The organism is Microbacterium sp. 18062 (assembly GCF_902706225.1).
Classification (GTDB): Bacteria; Actinomycetota; Actinomycetes; order Actinomycetales; family Microbacteriaceae; genus Microbacterium.
Window position 1 is genome coordinate 15,260 of sequence record NZ_CACSKB010000032.1, and the last position, 15,296, is coordinate 30,555.

Genomic DNA, 15,296 nt, shown 5'->3' on the forward strand with positions numbered 1-15,296 from the left:
TCGTGATCGACATCCGAGAAGACGACCCGACGACACCGCCGGCACGCGATCTCATCACCGCGCACCTCGCCGGGATGCACGAGAACTCTCCCGCCGAGAGCGTCCACGCCCTCGGGATCGACGCGCTCGCAGACCCGTCGGTGCGGTTCTGGTCGGCGTGGATCGGCGGCGAGATCGCCGGCATCGGCGCCCTGAAGCGCCTCGATGCGGCGCGTGGCGAGATCAAGTCGATGCGGGTCGCCGATGCCTTCCGCGGCACGGGCGTGGGCCGCCGGATGCTGCGACACATCATCGCGGATGCGCGGGCCCGTGCGGTCACGAGCCTCTGGCTCGAGACCGGCAGCTCGCCCGAGTTCGTCCCGGCGGTGCGTCTCTACGAGAGCGAGGGCTTCGCCGTCTGCGGTCCGTTCGCCGACTACGTCGAGGATCCGCACTCGCTCTTCATGACCCACACGCTCTGACCCGAAAGTCTCCCCGCCCCGGTTCTGTTGAACAAGCGCATTGCCTGGACTCTCCCCACCCCACAGAGCGTCCCGCAGGGGTGCTGAGCAGCTGACCCGAAAGTCTCCCCGCCCCGGTTCTGTTGAACAGGCGCATTGCCTGGACTTTCCCCACCCCACGGAGCGTCCCGCAGGGGTGCTGAGCAGCTGACCCGAAAGTCCTCACGCTTCGTCTCGCTGCGCTCGCGGCCCCTGAGCGAGGAGCGCAAGCTCCGAGACGAAGGGCAGCGGCCGAAAGGCTCAGGATGCGGGCACGAGCTGGGCGACGGCGAACGCCGCGACGCCCTCGGCACGGCCGGTGAAACCCAGGCCGTCGGTCGTCGTCGCAGACACCGAGACCGGCGCTCCGCCGAGCGCGTCGGACAGCGCCGTCTCGGCCTCGCGGCGACGGGCGGCGAAACGCGGACGCGCGGCCTGCACCTGCACCGACACGTTGGAGATCGCCCAGCCCGCCTCGCCGAGGAGTGCCCGCGTGCGGGCGAGGAACACGCCGGCGTGCGCACCGCTGTACTCGGGACGATCGGTGCCGAAGTGCGTGCCGATGTCGCCGAGCCCCGCCCCAGACAGCAGCGCGTCGACGATGGCGTGCGCGACCGCGTCGCCGTCGGAGTGCCCCGACAGCGCCGGCTCACCGGGCCAGGCGAGACCGGCGAGCCACAGCTCTCCTTCCCCGCCGAAGGCGTGCACGTCGGTGCCGACTCCCACGCGCGGGCCCCGCGCGGCGCGGTCCAGCGTGACCGGATGCGGCCGGCTCGGGGCGACCAGCGCACGCGCACGCTCGAGATCCGCGGGCGTCGTGATCTTGAACCCCCGCGCGTCGCCCTCGACGGCGGCGACACGATGCCCGGCCGCGGCGACGAGGGCCGCGTCGTCGGTGAACTCCCGGTCGGCCGCGGCGTATGCGGCGACGAGCACGTCGCGGCGGAACCCCTGCGGGGTCTGCGCGGCGCCGAGCTCCGCGCGGTCCACGACGCCGAGCACCTCGCCCTCACCGATGCGCTTGATGGTGTCGACGACCGGCAGCGCGGGGATCGCGCCCCATCCGGTCTCGTCGATCGCACGGATGACGCGTTCGAAGACGTCGGGCGGGGTGAGCGCACGCGCGGCGTCGTGCACCAGAACGATCTCGACATCCGCCCAGACGCCGCCGAGGCCGGCCGCGACCGAGCGCTGACGAGTGTCGCTCCCGGTGACGACCGAGACGAGATCGCGCCGGTCGCCCGCGGCCGCGTAGGCCTCGGTCAACGCCTCGCCCTCCCGGCCCGCGGGGGCGACGACGACGACCTGCGCCCGGGGACCCGCGAGCACTCCTTCGAGCGCATGACGCAGGATGCTGTGCCCGTCGATGCCGACGAACGCCTTCGGAACGCCCTCGCCGAGACGGGTGCCCGATCCTGCGGCGACCACGATCACCGCGATGCGCGGCACCGGTGCGACCATCGGAGCGTCAGCGACTCAGCTGGCGAGAACCTCGTCGAGAAGGATGCTGGCCTTCTCCTCGTCGGTCTTCTCCGCGAGCGCGAGCTCGGAGACGAGGATCTGCTTCGCCTTGGCGAGCATGCGCTTCTCCCCGGCCGAGAGACCGCGGTCCTGGTCACGACGCCACAGGTCGCGCACGACCTCGCTGACCTTGATGACGTCGCCGGAGGCGAGCTTCTCGAGGTTCGCCTTGTACCGGCGCGACCAGTTGGTGGGCTCCTCGGTGAACGGTGCGCGCAGCACGTCGAACACGCGCTCCAGGCCGTCCTTGCCGATGACGTCGCGCACGCCGACCAGGTCGACGTTGTCCGCGGGGACCTCGATCACCAGATCGCCTTGGGTGACGTTGAGCTTCAAGTACTTCTTGGTCTCGCCCTTGATGACGCGTTCCTTGACCTCGATGATCGTCGCGGCACCGTGGTGGGGGTAAACGACCGTTTCGCCAACCTCAAAAAGCATGGAGTTATGTCCTTTCGGCAACGACCAGGATACCACAGAGCGCAATGCGCTAAGGTTCGCGCCCTGGCATCCGTCCCCGCCGATCGTCGCGTTCGGGCCCGTCCCGGCGCGGGGCGGCGGCGCGGCGTCGACCCCGTAGGATGACAGGGAAGCCGTCTGCATTGTGGGAGGAACCGTGAGAACGCGCCTGATCGCGTCAATCGCCGTGGGCGCCGCCGTCGTCCTGGGAACGAGCGGATGCGCCATGCTCGCACCGCAGGGAACGACCATCCAGTACTCCCCCGCCGACGGGATGAACGTCCCCGACTCGAGCGGCCCGCTCCAGGTGCGCAACGCCCTGATCGTCGCGAACGAGGACGGCAGCGAGGGCAACCTCGTGGCCGCGATCGTCAATGCGAGCGACGCCGCCGAGGTCCTGAACATCGAGGTCGGCGAAGGCGCCGGCGCCGTGGCGCTCACCGTGAGGGTTCCGGCCGGTTCCGTCAAGAGCCTCGGCGACGGCGAGACCCGGCCTCTGCTCATCCAGGGACTCGACACCATCCCGGGCGCCACCGTCTCGGTCTACTTCCAGTCCGGCGACGGCGAAGGCGCACGCACCGACATCCCCGTGCTCGACGGCACCCTGGACTACCTCGCCCCGCTCGTCCCGTAGGACGCGACGGACCGGAAGGAGGGCGCCCCCGCGGGAGCGCCCTCCTTCTCTTCTCGTCCCTCAGGCCTCGAAGCGGTAGCCCAGACCTCGCACCGTGACGAGCATGACCGGATCGCCCGGGCTCTGCTCGATCCGCGACCGGATGCGCTTGATGTGCACATCGAGCGTCTTCGTGTCGCCGAAGTAGTCGGTGCCCCACACGCGATCGATCAGCTGTCCGCGCGTGAGAACGCGTCCGGCGTTGCGCATCAGCACCTCGAGCAGCTCGAACTCCTTGAGGGGCATGTTGATCTCCGCCCCGGCGACCGACACCGTATGGCGGTCGATGTCGAGCACGACACGACCGTTGCTCAGCACCCGGTCGTCGAGGTCGGCCTCGACCTGCGCGAATCGACGCAGCACGGCGCGCATGCGGGCCAGCAGCTCGCGCGCGGAGTACGGCTTCGTGACATAGTCGTCGGCGCCGAGCTCGAGCCCGACGACGATGTCCACCTCGCTGTCCTTGGCGGTCAGCATGATGACCGGGACGGTGGAGTACGACCGGATCTGCCGGCAGACCTCCGTCCCGGACATGCCGGGGAGCATGAGGTCGAGCAGCACGATGTCGGCACCCCGATCGCGGAAGGCGACCAGGGCGGTGGCGCCGTCTTCGGCGATCTCCACCTCGAACCCTTCGCGCCGGAGCAGGTAGGCGAGAGGATCGGCGAGATCCGGCTCGTCTTCGACGATCAGGACGCGGGTCATTCGGTGACTCCGTTCATCGGTTCAACGGGAGGAGGGACGGGCTTCGTGGCGGCGGAGTCGGCGAACACCTTCTTGAGCTTCTTGGGGCGCCGCTTCGACCGCGCGTCCTTCCCCGGATCGAGGGGATCGGGCGCGGACGCCAGCGGAAGCTGGATGGTGAACGTCGAGCCGTGTCCGACCCGCGACCAGATACGCACCTCACCGCCGTGGCGTTGCACGGCGTGCTTGACGATCGACAGCCCGAGCCCGGTGCCACCGGTGCGCCGCGACCGGGCCTGATCGGACCGGTAGAAGCGTTCGAAGACACGCTGCTGGTCCTCTTCGGAGATGCCGATGCCGCGATCGGTGACCGCGATCTCGACCACGTTGTGCACCCGCTTGACGCCGATCCCGACGCTCGAGCCGTGCGACGAGTACGCGACCGCGTTCGCCACGAGGTTGCCGAGCGCCTCGGAGAGGATCTGCTGGTCGCCGCGTACGAACAGGCCGCGCGTGCCACCGCGCACGAGCGTGACGCCCGCCGAGGAGGCGGGCAGCGCGTGGGCTTCGACGGCCGCCGTGACCACGGCGTCGACCGAGACGTCGCGCACCTCCGCCAGTTCATCGGCGGACTGCAGCCGGGAGAGGTTCATGACCCGCGAGGTGAGGGACCCGAGGCGCGCGGCCTCGGCGTTCAGGCGTGCCGCGAAGATCCGCACCTGCGCGGGGTCGTCGGCCGCGGACTCGATCGCCTCCGAGAGAAGGCTGATCGCCCCGACCGGGGTCTTCAGCTCGTGCGAGGTGTTCGCCACGAAGTCGCGTCGCATCTGCTCGACCCGCTCGCGTTCGGTGATGTCGCGGACGACCAGCAGCACGAGACGGGGCGAGATGACCGTCGCCCGCGCGGAGACCAGACGCGGCTCCGCGGGCGTGGCGGCGCGTCGGAGCGTGAGGCTGGCCGTTCCGTGCCCGCCGCCCGCGCGCACCGAGCGGGCGAGCTCGCGGAGCCGGTCGTCGGGCAGGGTCTCGCCCAGCTGTATCCCGAACGCCTCCGCGCTCGCGGAGGACGCGCGCACGGTGCCGGATGCATCCACCACCACGGCACTGTCGTCCATGGCCGCGAGCACGTCGCTCACGCCCTCCGGAACGGCGTTGGAGTTGCGCGCCTGAACCCGGTCGCGCGCCCGCAGCGCGATGATGATGAGCAGGGCCACCGCTCCACCGATGACGACCCCCATCACGAGGGCGAGCAGCGGAAGCTGCGTCGAGTTCATGGCTCCAGCGTAAATGGGCGATGAACCGATGCCGGTTCCGCAGGCCGCGCCGGCGACGCCGCACCGGTACTATTCACTCCTCCGGCACCGTTCGTTAACCTTCGGACGCGACAATCGCGGAGGCTGCGGCTACGTGCTGCCCATCGACCCCAGGAAGGTACCTGTTCCATGCGCGAGGTATTCCAGCAGTCCCTCGACGAGGTGCGCATCCGCCTCGTCGAGATCTCCGAGCTCGTCACCGAGGCGATCGAGAAGGCGACCACGGCGTTCGGCACGAGCGACGTCGCCCTGGCCGAGGAGGTCATCGAGAACGACCCGGTCATCGACGAGAAGACCGTGGCGCTCGACGAGCTCGCGATCGACATCCTCGCCCGCCAGCAGCCGGTCGCGAGCGATCTGCGCACGGTCGTCTCGGCACTGCGCATCAGCGCATCGCTCGAGCGGATGGGCGACATCGCCGAGCACATCGCCCAGCTCACCCGTATGCGCTTCCCCGACCGCGCGATCCCCCGCGGACTCAAGGGCACCTTCACCAAGATGGGCGCGATCGACGTCGAGCTCGCCCGCAAGCTCACCGAGCTGCTGCGCACGCGCGACCTCGTGCTCGCCGACGAGATCCGGAACGAGGACGACAAGCTCGACGAGCTGCACGTCAGCGTCTTCGAGAAGGTGCTCAGCGACTCCTGGCAGGGCGAGGCGTCCGCGACCGTCGACGCCACGCTCGCGAGCCGCTACCACGAGCGCTTCGGCGACCACGCCGTGTCGGTGGCGAAGAAGATCGTCTACCTCGCGACGGGCGACTGGGTGCCGTCTCCCGAAGAGGCCTGACCGGCCTCGACGCGAAGAGGGGCGGGCGGATGCTGCATCCGCCCGCCCCTCTTCGTCGCCCGCTACTTGCTGCCCTGGTTCGCGACCGCGGCGGCACCGGCGGCGGCGGCGGCGGGGTCGAGGTACTCGCCGGGGCCCAGCGGCACGAGGTTCTCGTCGAGCCGGTAGACCAGCGGGATGCCGGTGGGGATGTTCAGCTCGGCGATGTCGTCGTCGCTGATGCCCTCGAGATGCTTCACGAGGCCGCGCAGCGAGTTGCCGTGCGCGGCGACGAGCACCGTCTTGCCCGCCGTCAGGTCGGGGACGATCGCGTCGTCCCAGTACGGCAGGAGGCGGTCGATCACGAGCTTCAGCGACTCGGTGCGGGGCACCTCGCCGTCGATGCCGGCGTAGCGCGGGTCATCGATCTGGCTGAACTCGGACGCGTCGTCGAGCGGGGGCGGCGGCACGTCGAACGAGCGACGCCACAGCATGAACTGGTCCTGGCCGAACTCGGCGAGGGTCTCGGCCTTGTCCTTGCCCTGCAGCGCACCGTAGTGGCGCTCGTTGAGGCGCCACGAGCGGACCACCGGGATCCACAGGCGATCGGCGGCGTCGAGGGCGATGTTCGCGGTCTGGATCGCGCGGCTGAGCAGCGACGTGTGCACCACGTCGGGCAGCAGCCCCGCCTCGGCGAGCAGCTCGCCGCCGCGCCGGGCTTCGGCCTGGCCCTGCTCGGTCAGGCGCACGTCGACCCAACCGGTGAAGAGGTTCAGCTCGTTCCACTGGCTCTGGCCGTGGCGCAGCAGGATCAGGGTGTGTGGGGTGGTCATGAGGCCATGATATCGAGCACCGCCCCTCCCCCGCTGGCATCATGGGCGCATGGGATCGGCACCGGTGGGACGCATCACGCGCGGCACCACCGGCACCAATCGCCTCCGCCGGATCGACCGCTGGATCGCCCGCCATCCCGCGCTGCGCGGGGCGGGACCGGAGCCGCTCGTCGTCGATCTCGGGTATGGCGCCAGCGGCGTGACGGCGCTCGAGCTCGAGGCCCGGCTGCACGCGACGCGCCCGGATGTCGAGGTGCTCGCGCTCGAGATCGATCCTGAGCGCGTGCGCACCGCGCGGGAGCAGCTCGAGAACGTCCGCGGCGGGAACACCCCGTTCCGCCCGACCGCTCGGGTCCGTTTCGAACGCGGCGGGTTCGAGGTGCCCGCACCCCGTCGCCCGACCGTCATCCGCGCGCTCAACGTGCTCCGGCAGTACGACGAGGCCGACGTGCCGGACGCCTGGGCGCGGATGACCGCGCGGCTCGCGCCGGGCGGGATCCTCGTCGAGGGAACCTGCAACGAGGTCGGCCGGGTGGCGACGTGGGTGGAGGTGGGTGCCGATGCCGCGCCCCGCACGCTGACGGTCTCGCTGCGCCTCGCGGATCTGGAGCTGCCCTCGATCGCCGCCGAGCGCCTCCCGAAGGCCCTCATCCATCGGAACGTGGCGGGCGAGCGCATCCACGACTTCCTCCGCGCGCTCGACCGCGAGTGGGAGCGCGCGTCGGCGCTCTCCGCGTTCGGGCCCGCGCAGCGCTGGCGCGCCGCGATGGCGGCGATGACGGATGCGGGATGGCCCCTTCGGCAGCGATCCCGCTGGCGCCTGGGCGAGGCCAGCGTCCCCTGGGACCGCGTCGCACCGCGCTGACGCTCACACCCGCGGGATCGCCGCCCGCGCGTCGGCGGCGGTCATCCCGGTCGCGGTGAGGAAGTCGACCGCGAGGGGCCGTAACGCCGCCACGAGGTTCTGCTCGCCGAACGTGGCGTCGGCCAGGAGAGTCTGCGGGTCGAGCCGCGACGCCAGCGCGAGCAGCGCTTCCCGCGCCGCGGGCTCCAGGGCGAGATCGTCGAGCGTGTCGCCCACGAGAGCTCCGGCGCGCACGAGCTCGCCGAGCGCATCGGCGAGGGCCGGATGCGCCGTCCGGTCGTCGGTGAGATAGACCACCCGCCGCGCGATGACACGGAGGTTGCGGGTCGCGAAGTCCATGGACTGCAGGATGCGGCGGTGCCGCTGCAGCTCGAAGCGCTGCCGGTGCAGGAGCGGCGAGATCCGGGCGACGGCGATACCGGTCTCGACCGATGCACGCCAGTTCTCGACGGCCGGCTGCAGCGCCCGCGCCTTCTCCAGCCCTCGCTCTGCGCGCATCCGGTCCCCGCGGTGGAGGGCCTGCACGACGGCGCGCGCCGCGTCCTCGAAGGCGGCGAAGAGCGCTCGGCCGTCCCGGATCTCGCCGCGCGTGGCGTTGCGCGGGATCAGGACGGTGACCAGCAGCGCGGCGATCCCCCCGATGACGCCGTCGAGCAGCCGGATGAAGGGCGCACCGGTCGCGATCACCATGACGATGATGGACTGGATCCCCGCCGAGATCGCGAAGCCCGGCTGCGCAGAGATGAGCCGGCCCACGGCCAGCGTCGCCGCGAGCGCGATCGCCAGCTGCCACCATTCGGCACCGGCGACGAGGTAGATCAGCTCGGCGATGACGATGCCGACGAGCATCCCGATCACCGTCTCGAGGACCCGGCGGGGCCGCGCGTCGCGCACCAGTCCCAGGCTCGAGACCGTGACGGTGGCCGCCAGGAGCGGAGCCGCGTGCCCCAGCACGAAGTGCGCGAAGGCGTAGGCGGCGGACGCGGCGACCACGATCTGCACGATGGCCGGCACGGACTCGCGCAGGCGGTGGATCGCGGCGTATGCCGTGCCGCGTACCCGGGCGGGCGTCGACAGCGGCGCCGTGACCGGCGCCGGCTCCGAGTGCTCGTTCACTGCGCGGCTGTGCGACGCGACAGGCGCGTGAGCCGCGGGACCGCGGCGGTGGCGCCCGCCCCGGGGGGAACGATCGTGGTCGCCGTCGCTGAGACCGCCCCCTCGGCGGTCTCCACCGTCAACGTCTCACCGGTCGCCGCCGAGCGCTTCACCACGGCGAGCGCGATCGGACCGTCCTCATGATGCCGGGCTACCGAGGTGATCCGGCCCACTTCCGTCTCACCTGCCAGCACCCGGTCGCCGCGCTGCGGCAGCAGGTCGTCGCTGCCGTCGAGGTGCAGGGCGACGACCCGCCGGGGCGGGTGACCGAGGTTGTGCACCTTGGCGATGGTCTCCTGACCCCGGTAGCAGCCCTTGTCCATGTGCACGGCGGTGCGCATCCAGTCGAGCTCGTGCGGGATCGTGCGCTCGTCGACGTCGCTCGCCCAACTCGGCCGCCACGCGGCGACCCGCAGGGCGTCGACCGCGAGCGCACCGGCGAGCGCGAGCTCGCCCGCGACGGCCGCGTCGACGAGACGGCCCAGCTCGGCGCGGTCGACGATCACCTCGTTCCACGATAGGTCGCGACCGGGATGGTGCACGTCGCTCGCGTAGCCGACTCCCCCGGAGCCGATCTCCGGCCACGGATCGTGCCAGACCAGCGGCACACCGTGCGGGGACGCGGCGACGACGAGCGGCAGGCCGGCATCCGTCACCCCCACGATCGCGAACTCCTCGTGCGCGTCGCGCGGGGCGACGCGCAACCGGAACCGCATTCGCAGGAGCCAGGCGAGCAGGGCGTCCGCGTCGCCGTGGTCGACGATGAGCCACGTCGTCTCGCCGTCGTCGAGCACGGCCGCGGCGTGCTCGACCCGCCCCTGCGGATCGAGCACGAGCAGTTCGGTGGAGCGGCCGGGCTCGAGCGCGGTGAGCGCCTGCGAGCTGATCGAGTCGAGCCACGACAGGCGGTCCTCGCCGGTGATCGCGAGGACGCGACGATCGGCCCGCGGGGCGACCGCCGTGCCGCGCAACAGCTCGCGCTGCTCGACGAGCGGCCGGCCGACGTGCTGGAGAACGCCGCCGTCGAGGACGGCACCCGGCACTCGCGTGAGATCGTCGGGCATCACTGCGCCTTGGCCAGGCGCGCCGAGGCATGGGAGGCGAGGTCCGCCCCCAGCGCCGCGATATCCCACGCCCACAGCAGATGGCCGTCGACGAGGCCGTACAAGCGCGTCGCCGCAGCGTAGGGCTTCGCGCTGGCCGAGCGCACGACGGCGTCGGTCGCGAGATCGATGCGGGGCCCGCGGATCTGCCCGACGTACAACTCGCTGATGCCGTCGGCATGCGCGATCACGGCCTCGATCTCGAAACCGCCCTCGCCGGTGCGGAGCGCCTCCACGTCGTCGACCGTGCGGATCGGGGCCGTGCCGCGCCCGGGCAGGAGTCCGGGACCGGGATCCGTGTCGGCCGCCGGCCGGACGAGGCGCCAGAACCCCACCTCGGAGACCAGCGGCGTGCGCTCGTCCCCGTCGATCAGGAACGCGGATGCCGCATAGTTCAACATGTTCCCGCCGTCGTGGCTGAAACTCACCCGCTGCGAGAACTCACCGGTGAAGCGGTGATCGTCGGCGGTGTAGTCGAGCACACCCGTGCCCTCCCAGACCCCGACCAGCCACGAGAGCGGGACGAGGTCGGCCGGCAGGTCGGTCGGAAGCTCGATCACGACTCGGCCGTCAGCGCTGACCGCGGTAGAGGTTCTTGATCACGACTCCGGACACGAACACGATCGCGAGGGACGCGAGGGCCAGCAGACCCACGAAGAACAGTTCGAGAGCGACGAGGTCCATGCCCCCAGCTTAGCGCGACCGGCGGCGTATGCGGACGTGTCGACGACCCCGGTCGATGACCATCCGGGAGGATCCGCACGAGGGTGTTCGACCGAGACGAGGATCTCTGCCCGGCGAAAGCCCTCGTCTCGGCCGATTCCCCTCCGCTCGGGATGCGTGCTTCCTCGCTCAGGGCGCGAAGACGGAAGACGTACGGGCCGGCGGCCGGGGTCGCTGACGACCGACGAAGGATGCGGAGTCTCCCCCCTCCGGGGAGAGTTTCGGGTCAGCGGCCTGGGTCGTTGACGATCAACGAAGGAAGCGAAATCTCCCCCCTCCGGGGAGAGTTTCGGGTCAGCGGCCTGGGTCGTTGACGATCAACGAAGGAAGCGAAATCTCCCCACTCCGGGGAGACTTTCGGGTCAGACGACCGCGGTCATGAGGGCGCCGAGCCCGAGCGACGCGCTGATCACGCCGAGGACCAGCAGCGCGCCCAGCGTGCTGAGCGCCACCCGCTGGATGAACCGCTGCGCGCGGCCGTAGGCGAGCTGCACGCCGAACGCCAGGATGAGGCTTGCGCCGAGCGTGACCACCATCCACGTCGACCGCGCCTCGGCGGGCACGAAGACCGCGACGGCGACGCCCGCCAGGAGCGCCGCGACCCACACGGCGACGATGCCGCCGATGGGGCGACGTGGCACGAGCTCCGACGTGGACATACGATCATTCTCGCGCACCCCGACGCACACCGCACACACACGCCCGCACCGCGAACGAACGCCCCGGCCGCCGACACGGCGCTCCCCGAAGGGGGATCTCCGCGTCATCCCGGGCAGTCGGCGACCTCGGCCGCCGACACGGCATATGATGAGGCACGATCCGCCGACCCGGCCGGGAGGATTCCTTTGGCACAGCTTCTCGTTCTGAGCTCCGCCGGTGGCGCGCCCGCGCTGCCGGCGCTCGAACTGTTGAGCCACCGCGTGCGGCAGATCCCCGCGGAGCCGGCACAGCTCGTGAACGCGCCGAGCGCCGACATCATCTTCGTGGACGCACGGATCGACCTCGTCGGCGCGAAGTCCCTCTGCAAGATCCTCACGACGACCGGACTCGACGCGCCTCTGATGCTCATCGTGACCGAGGGCGGTCTCACCGCCGTCTCCACCGACTGGGGCGTCGACGACGTGGTGCTGGTCACCGCCGGGCCCGCCGAGGTCGACGCGCGCATCCGCCTCGCGGTCGGACGGATGTCGAAGGATCAGGTCTCCACCCGCATCCAGACCTCCGGCATCACGATCGACGAGTCCTCGTACTCCGCGAAGGTGCACGGGAAGCCGCTCGATCTCACCTACAAGGAGTTCCAGCTGCTGCACTTCTTCGCGACGCACCCCTCCCGGGTGTTCACCCGCGAGCAGCTGCTCAGCGAGGTGTGGGGATACGACTACTTCGGCGGCACCCGCACGGTCGATGTGCACGTGCGACGCCTGCGCGCGAAGCTCGGCGACCTCGAGCAGCTGATCGGCACGGTGCGCAACGTCGGCTACCGGTTCAACGTCTACGAGGACGAGCAGATCCCTGCCGCGAAGGATCGTTCGGACGCCTGAGACGCCCCGACGCCGACTCGTGGACGGCCTCGCGCCCTCGTTCACACGACGGTCACGTCGGCCTGCAATGATGTGGGAATGATCGCAGACGAGATGCTCGACGCCGGGCTCGAAGACGCGGACGACGACGATTTCGATGCCGCCGTGGAGGTCGCCGACGCGGAGCTGCCCGAAGGCCGCTACCTCGACCGCGAGCTGAGCTGGCTCTCGTTCAACCAGCGGGTGCTCGAGCTCGCCGAGGACCCCACCCTGCCCGCGCTGGAGCGGTCGAACTTCCTCGCGATCTTCGGCAGCAACCTGGACGAGTTCTTCATGGTGCGCGTCGCCGGCCTGAAGCGCCGCATCATCACGGGTCTCGCGGTCCCCACGAACGTCGGGCGCGCCGCGCAGGACGTCCTCGCCGACATCTCGCGCGACGCGCACACCCTGCAGCTGCGCCATGCGAAGGCCTGGCAGGAGCAGGTGAAGCCCGCTCTCGCGGACGCGGGCATCGAGGTGCTCGGCTGGTCCGACCTCGACGACGAGGACCGCGCCCGGCTGTACGAGTACTTCCAGTCGCAGGTGTTCCCCGTCCTGATGCCGCTCGCTGTCGACCCGGCGCACCCCTTCCCCTACATCTCCGGCCTCTCGCTGAACCTCGCGATCCGGGTGCGCAACGCCAAGACCGGCCGGCAGGAGTTCGCGCGTCTGAAGGTGCCGCCGATGCTGCCGCGCTTCGTGCGCGTCCCCCGTGACAGCGGGCATCTGCGCTACCTGCCCCTCGAGGACCTCATCTCCAACAACCTCGGCGACCTGTTCCCCGGGATGGAGATCCTCGACCACCACGCGTTCCGTCTCACCCGCAACGAAGACGTCGCGATCGAGGAGGACGAGACCGAGAACCTCATCCAGGCGCTCGAGGCCGAGCTGCTGCGCCGCCGGTTCGGTCCCCCCATCCGTCTCGAGATCACCGACGACATGGACGACCTCACCCTCGACCTGCTCCTGAAGGAGCTGGACATCACCGAGCAGGAGGTCTACCGCCTGCCGGGACCTCTGGATCTGCGCGGCCTGTTCGACCTGTCGCGGATCGACCGTCCCGATCTGCACTACCCGCCGCACGTGCCGACGACCGCGGTCGCGTTCCAGCCGGGCGACAACAACGAGCGCCCCGACATCTTCGCGTCGATCCGCAAGGGCGACGTCCTGGTGCATCACCCGTACGAGTCCTTCGCGACGAGTGTGCAGGCCTTCCTCGAGCAGGCCGCCAAGGACCCGCACGTGCTCGCGATCAAGCAGACCCTCTATCGCACCTCGGGCGACAGCCCCATCGTGCAGGCACTCATCGACGCCGCCGAGTCCGGCAAGCAGGTGCTCGCGCTGGTCGAGGTGAAGGCGCGCTTCGACGAGGCCAACAACATCGTCTGGGCGCGCAAGCTCGAGAAGGCGGGCGTGCACGTCGTCTACGGTCTCGTGGGCCTCAAGACCCACTGCAAGCTCGCGCTCGTCATCCGCGAGGAGAACGGGGTCCTCCGCAGCTACAGCCACGTGGGCACGGGCAACTACAACCCCAAGACCAGCCGCATCTACGAGGACTTCGGCCTCTTCACGGTCGACGCCGAGGTCGGCCGCGACCTCACCCGCCTGTTCAACGAGCTGAGCGGCTACGCGATCGAGAAGAAGTTCAAGCGGCTGCTCGTGGCCCCGCTGCACCTGCGGAAGGGCCTCATCCGCCTGATCGACCGGGAGCGCCGGCACGCCCTCGACGGCAGGCCCGCCGGCATCCGGATCAAGGTCAACTCGATGGTCGACGAGCAGATCATCGATGCGCTCTACCGTGCCAGCCAGGCGGGGGTGCCGGTGGAGGTCTGGGTGCGCGGCATCTGCAGCATCCGCCCGGGCGTCGCCGGGATGAGCGAGAACATCACGGTGCGCTCGATCCTCGGCCGCTACCTCGAGCACTCGCGCATCTTCGCGTTCCAGAACGACGGCGCCCCCGAGGTCTACATCGGCAGCGCCGACATGATGCACCGGAACCTCGATCGGCGCGTCGAGGCGCTCGTGCGCATCGTCGCCCCGGCACAGGTGGCGGAGCTCGAGAAGCTCTTCGCCCTCGCCATGAGCGACGGCACGAGCTCCTGGTGGCTCGACGGAGACGGCACGTGGACCCGGCACTCGACGGATGCGGACGGTGCCGCGCTCGTCGACCTGCAGGACAAGACGATGGCGTCGGTGCAGCGGCGGCGGCGCTCCCGGGCGGTGCGATGACCGCGACGGCCGTGTACGCCGCGGGCGGAGTCGTCTGGCGCAGGGTCGAGGGGAAGCTCCTCGTCCTGCTGATCCACCGCACGCGCTATCGCGACGTGACCCTGCCCAAGGGCAAGGTCGATCCCGGCGAGGCGCTCGTCGAGACCGCCGTGCGCGAGATCTTCGAGGAGACCGGCGTCCGTGTCTCGCTCGGCCTTCCGGTCGGCGTCTCGCGCTACCGACTGCCGAGCAAGCGCGAGAAGGTCGTGCACTACTGGTCGGCAGAGGCGACGGATGCGGCCATCCGCGAGTCCGCCTTCGTGCCCAACAAGGAGATCGCCGCCCTCGAATGGGTCACGCCCAAGCGCGCCCTGTCGTACCTCAGCTACCCCGTCGACGTCGAGATCGTCGAGAACTTCCTGCGGTTCGTCGAGGACGGCGTGCTCGAGACCTTCCCGATCATCGTGCTGCGTCACGCGAAGGCGCGCTCCCGCGACGAGTGGAGCCGTTCGGACGCCTCGCGCCCCCTCGCCGCACGCGGTCTCAAACAGGCGGACGCCATCGTCGCCCCGCTGCGCGCCTTCGGGGTGCGGCGGATCGTCTCGAGCGACGCCGAGCGGTGCGTGTCGACGGTCCGTCCCCTCTCTGCCGCCCTGGGCCGCGACATCAAGACGAGCGCCCTCATCAGCCAGGACGCCTGGGAGGACGGCAAGGCCGACGCCCGCACGGTCGTCGGCCGGCGCGTGCGCGCCCGGAAGCCCGCCGTGATCTGCAGTCACGGGCCCGTGCTGCCCGACATCCTGAGCGAGCTGGCCCTGGCCACCGGCACGCTCCGCGGCTCGTACCTCGGCAGCGCCTCGGCACTCGAGGTCGCCGCGTTCTCGGTCGTGCACCTGTCGCGCACGAACCCGGGGTCCGGGATCGCCGCGATCGAGACGCATCTGCCGAAGGTCTGA

General features: G+C 70.6%; 16 protein-coding genes. 7 read left to right on the forward strand and 9 right to left on the reverse strand.

What is annotated here, in order from left to right; translation table 11 throughout:
- The first annotated feature begins 2 nt into the window (after window positions 1-2).
- On the forward strand, window positions 3-461 hold the full coding sequence (locus GVL03_RS12490) for a GNAT family N-acetyltransferase (protein ID WP_373683843.1): 459 nt from the start codon (window positions 3-5) through the stop codon (window positions 459-461).
- A 279-nt stretch (window positions 462-740) separates the two neighbouring features.
- Here the strand turns inward: GVL03_RS12490 and ispD are convergent, their stop codons facing one another.
- Both ispD and GVL03_RS12500 read right to left on the reverse strand, forming a co-directional pair.
- Window positions 741-1,940: a 2-C-methyl-D-erythritol 4-phosphate cytidylyltransferase gene (gene ispD / locus GVL03_RS12495; protein WP_159501333.1), complete on the reverse strand. Its 1,200-nt coding sequence runs from the start codon at window positions 1,938-1,940 to the stop codon at window positions 741-743.
- Window positions 1,941-1,955: 15 nt separating this feature from the next.
- Window positions 1,956-2,438: a CarD family transcriptional regulator gene (locus GVL03_RS12500; RefSeq protein ID WP_159501334.1), complete on the reverse strand. Its 483-nt coding sequence runs from the start codon at window positions 2,436-2,438 to the stop codon at window positions 1,956-1,958.
- Window positions 2,439-2,613: 175 nt separating this feature from the next.
- On the opposite strand from GVL03_RS12500, the gene GVL03_RS12505 reads away from it, so the two are divergent.
- Window positions 2,614-3,090, forward strand: a complete 477-nt coding sequence (locus GVL03_RS12505) for a DNA modification methylase (RefSeq protein ID WP_159501335.1) — start codon at window positions 2,614-2,616, stop codon at window positions 3,088-3,090.
- Window positions 3,091-3,150: 60 nt separating this feature from the next.
- On the opposite strand, the gene GVL03_RS12510 is transcribed toward GVL03_RS12505, so the two are convergent.
- Window positions 3,151-3,834, reverse strand: coding sequence for a response regulator transcription factor (locus GVL03_RS12510; protein WP_159501336.1), 684 nt, complete (start codon window positions 3,832-3,834; stop codon window positions 3,151-3,153).
- Window positions 3,831-5,087 carry a cell wall metabolism sensor histidine kinase WalK gene (locus tag GVL03_RS12515; RefSeq protein WP_159501337.1) on the reverse strand — a complete coding sequence of 419 codons (1,257 nt, stop codon included), beginning with the start codon at window positions 5,085-5,087 and terminating at the stop codon, window positions 3,831-3,833. The genes GVL03_RS12510 and GVL03_RS12515 overlap by 4 nt, the downstream gene beginning before the upstream one ends.
- Window positions 5,088-5,255: 168 nt before the next feature.
- On the opposite strand from GVL03_RS12515, the gene phoU reads away from it, so the two are divergent.
- The gene (gene phoU / locus GVL03_RS12520) at window positions 5,256-5,915 is read left to right on the forward strand and encodes a phosphate signaling complex protein PhoU (protein WP_159501338.1); all 660 of its coding nucleotides are present in this window, start codon (window positions 5,256-5,258) and stop codon (window positions 5,913-5,915) included.
- Between the two features lie 62 nt (window positions 5,916-5,977).
- Here phoU and GVL03_RS12525 read toward each other — a convergent pair whose 3' ends face one another.
- A complete protein-coding gene (locus GVL03_RS12525) occupies window positions 5,978-6,727 on the reverse strand; it encodes a phosphoglyceromutase (protein WP_159501339.1) in 750 nt (249 codons plus the stop codon).
- A gap of 49 nt (window positions 6,728-6,776) precedes the next feature.
- On the opposite strand from GVL03_RS12525, the gene GVL03_RS12530 reads away from it, so the two are divergent.
- Window positions 6,777-7,592, forward strand: a complete 816-nt coding sequence (locus GVL03_RS12530; protein ID WP_159501340.1) for a class I SAM-dependent methyltransferase — start codon at window positions 6,777-6,779, stop codon at window positions 7,590-7,592.
- A 3-nt stretch (window positions 7,593-7,595) separates the two neighbouring features.
- On the opposite strand, the gene GVL03_RS12535 is transcribed toward GVL03_RS12530, so the two are convergent.
- From GVL03_RS12535 to GVL03_RS12550, 4 genes are all read right to left on the reverse strand, one after another.
- Entirely contained in the window at window positions 7,596-8,708 is a 1,113-nt protein-coding gene (locus tag GVL03_RS12535) for an FUSC family protein (RefSeq protein WP_235038149.1), read from the reverse strand.
- Complete coding sequence (locus GVL03_RS12540; protein WP_159501341.1) at window positions 8,705-9,811, reverse strand: folate-binding protein YgfZ; 1,107 nt, start codon at window positions 9,809-9,811, stop codon at window positions 8,705-8,707. Before GVL03_RS12540 ends, GVL03_RS12535 begins: the two co-directional genes overlap by 4 nt.
- Window positions 9,811-10,410: an FABP family protein gene (locus tag GVL03_RS12545; protein ID WP_159501342.1), complete on the reverse strand. Its 600-nt coding sequence runs from the start codon at window positions 10,408-10,410 to the stop codon at window positions 9,811-9,813. The genes GVL03_RS12540 and GVL03_RS12545 overlap by 1 nt, the downstream gene beginning before the upstream one ends.
- A gap of 525 nt (window positions 10,411-10,935) precedes the next feature.
- Window positions 10,936-11,232 (reverse strand): hypothetical protein, encoded by a 297-nt coding sequence (locus GVL03_RS12550; protein WP_159501343.1) that lies wholly within the window; start codon window positions 11,230-11,232, stop codon window positions 10,936-10,938.
- A 186-nt stretch (window positions 11,233-11,418) separates the two neighbouring features.
- Between GVL03_RS12550 and GVL03_RS12555 the strand changes: the two genes are divergently transcribed.
- The 3 genes from GVL03_RS12555 (at window position 11,419) to GVL03_RS12565 (ending at window position 15,296) form a co-directional block, all read left to right on the forward strand.
- Window positions 11,419-12,114 carry a winged helix-turn-helix domain-containing protein gene (locus tag GVL03_RS12555; RefSeq protein WP_159501344.1) on the forward strand — a complete coding sequence of 232 codons (696 nt, stop codon included), beginning with the start codon at window positions 11,419-11,421 and terminating at the stop codon, window positions 12,112-12,114.
- Window positions 12,115-12,192: 78 nt separating this feature from the next.
- Window positions 12,193-14,361 carry an RNA degradosome polyphosphate kinase gene (locus tag GVL03_RS12560; RefSeq protein WP_159501345.1) on the forward strand — a complete coding sequence of 723 codons (2,169 nt, stop codon included), beginning with the start codon at window positions 12,193-12,195 and terminating at the stop codon, window positions 14,359-14,361.
- Window positions 14,358-15,296, forward strand: a complete 939-nt coding sequence (locus GVL03_RS12565) for an NUDIX domain-containing protein (RefSeq protein ID WP_159501346.1) — start codon at window positions 14,358-14,360, stop codon at window positions 15,294-15,296. The genes GVL03_RS12560 and GVL03_RS12565 overlap by 4 nt, the downstream gene beginning before the upstream one ends.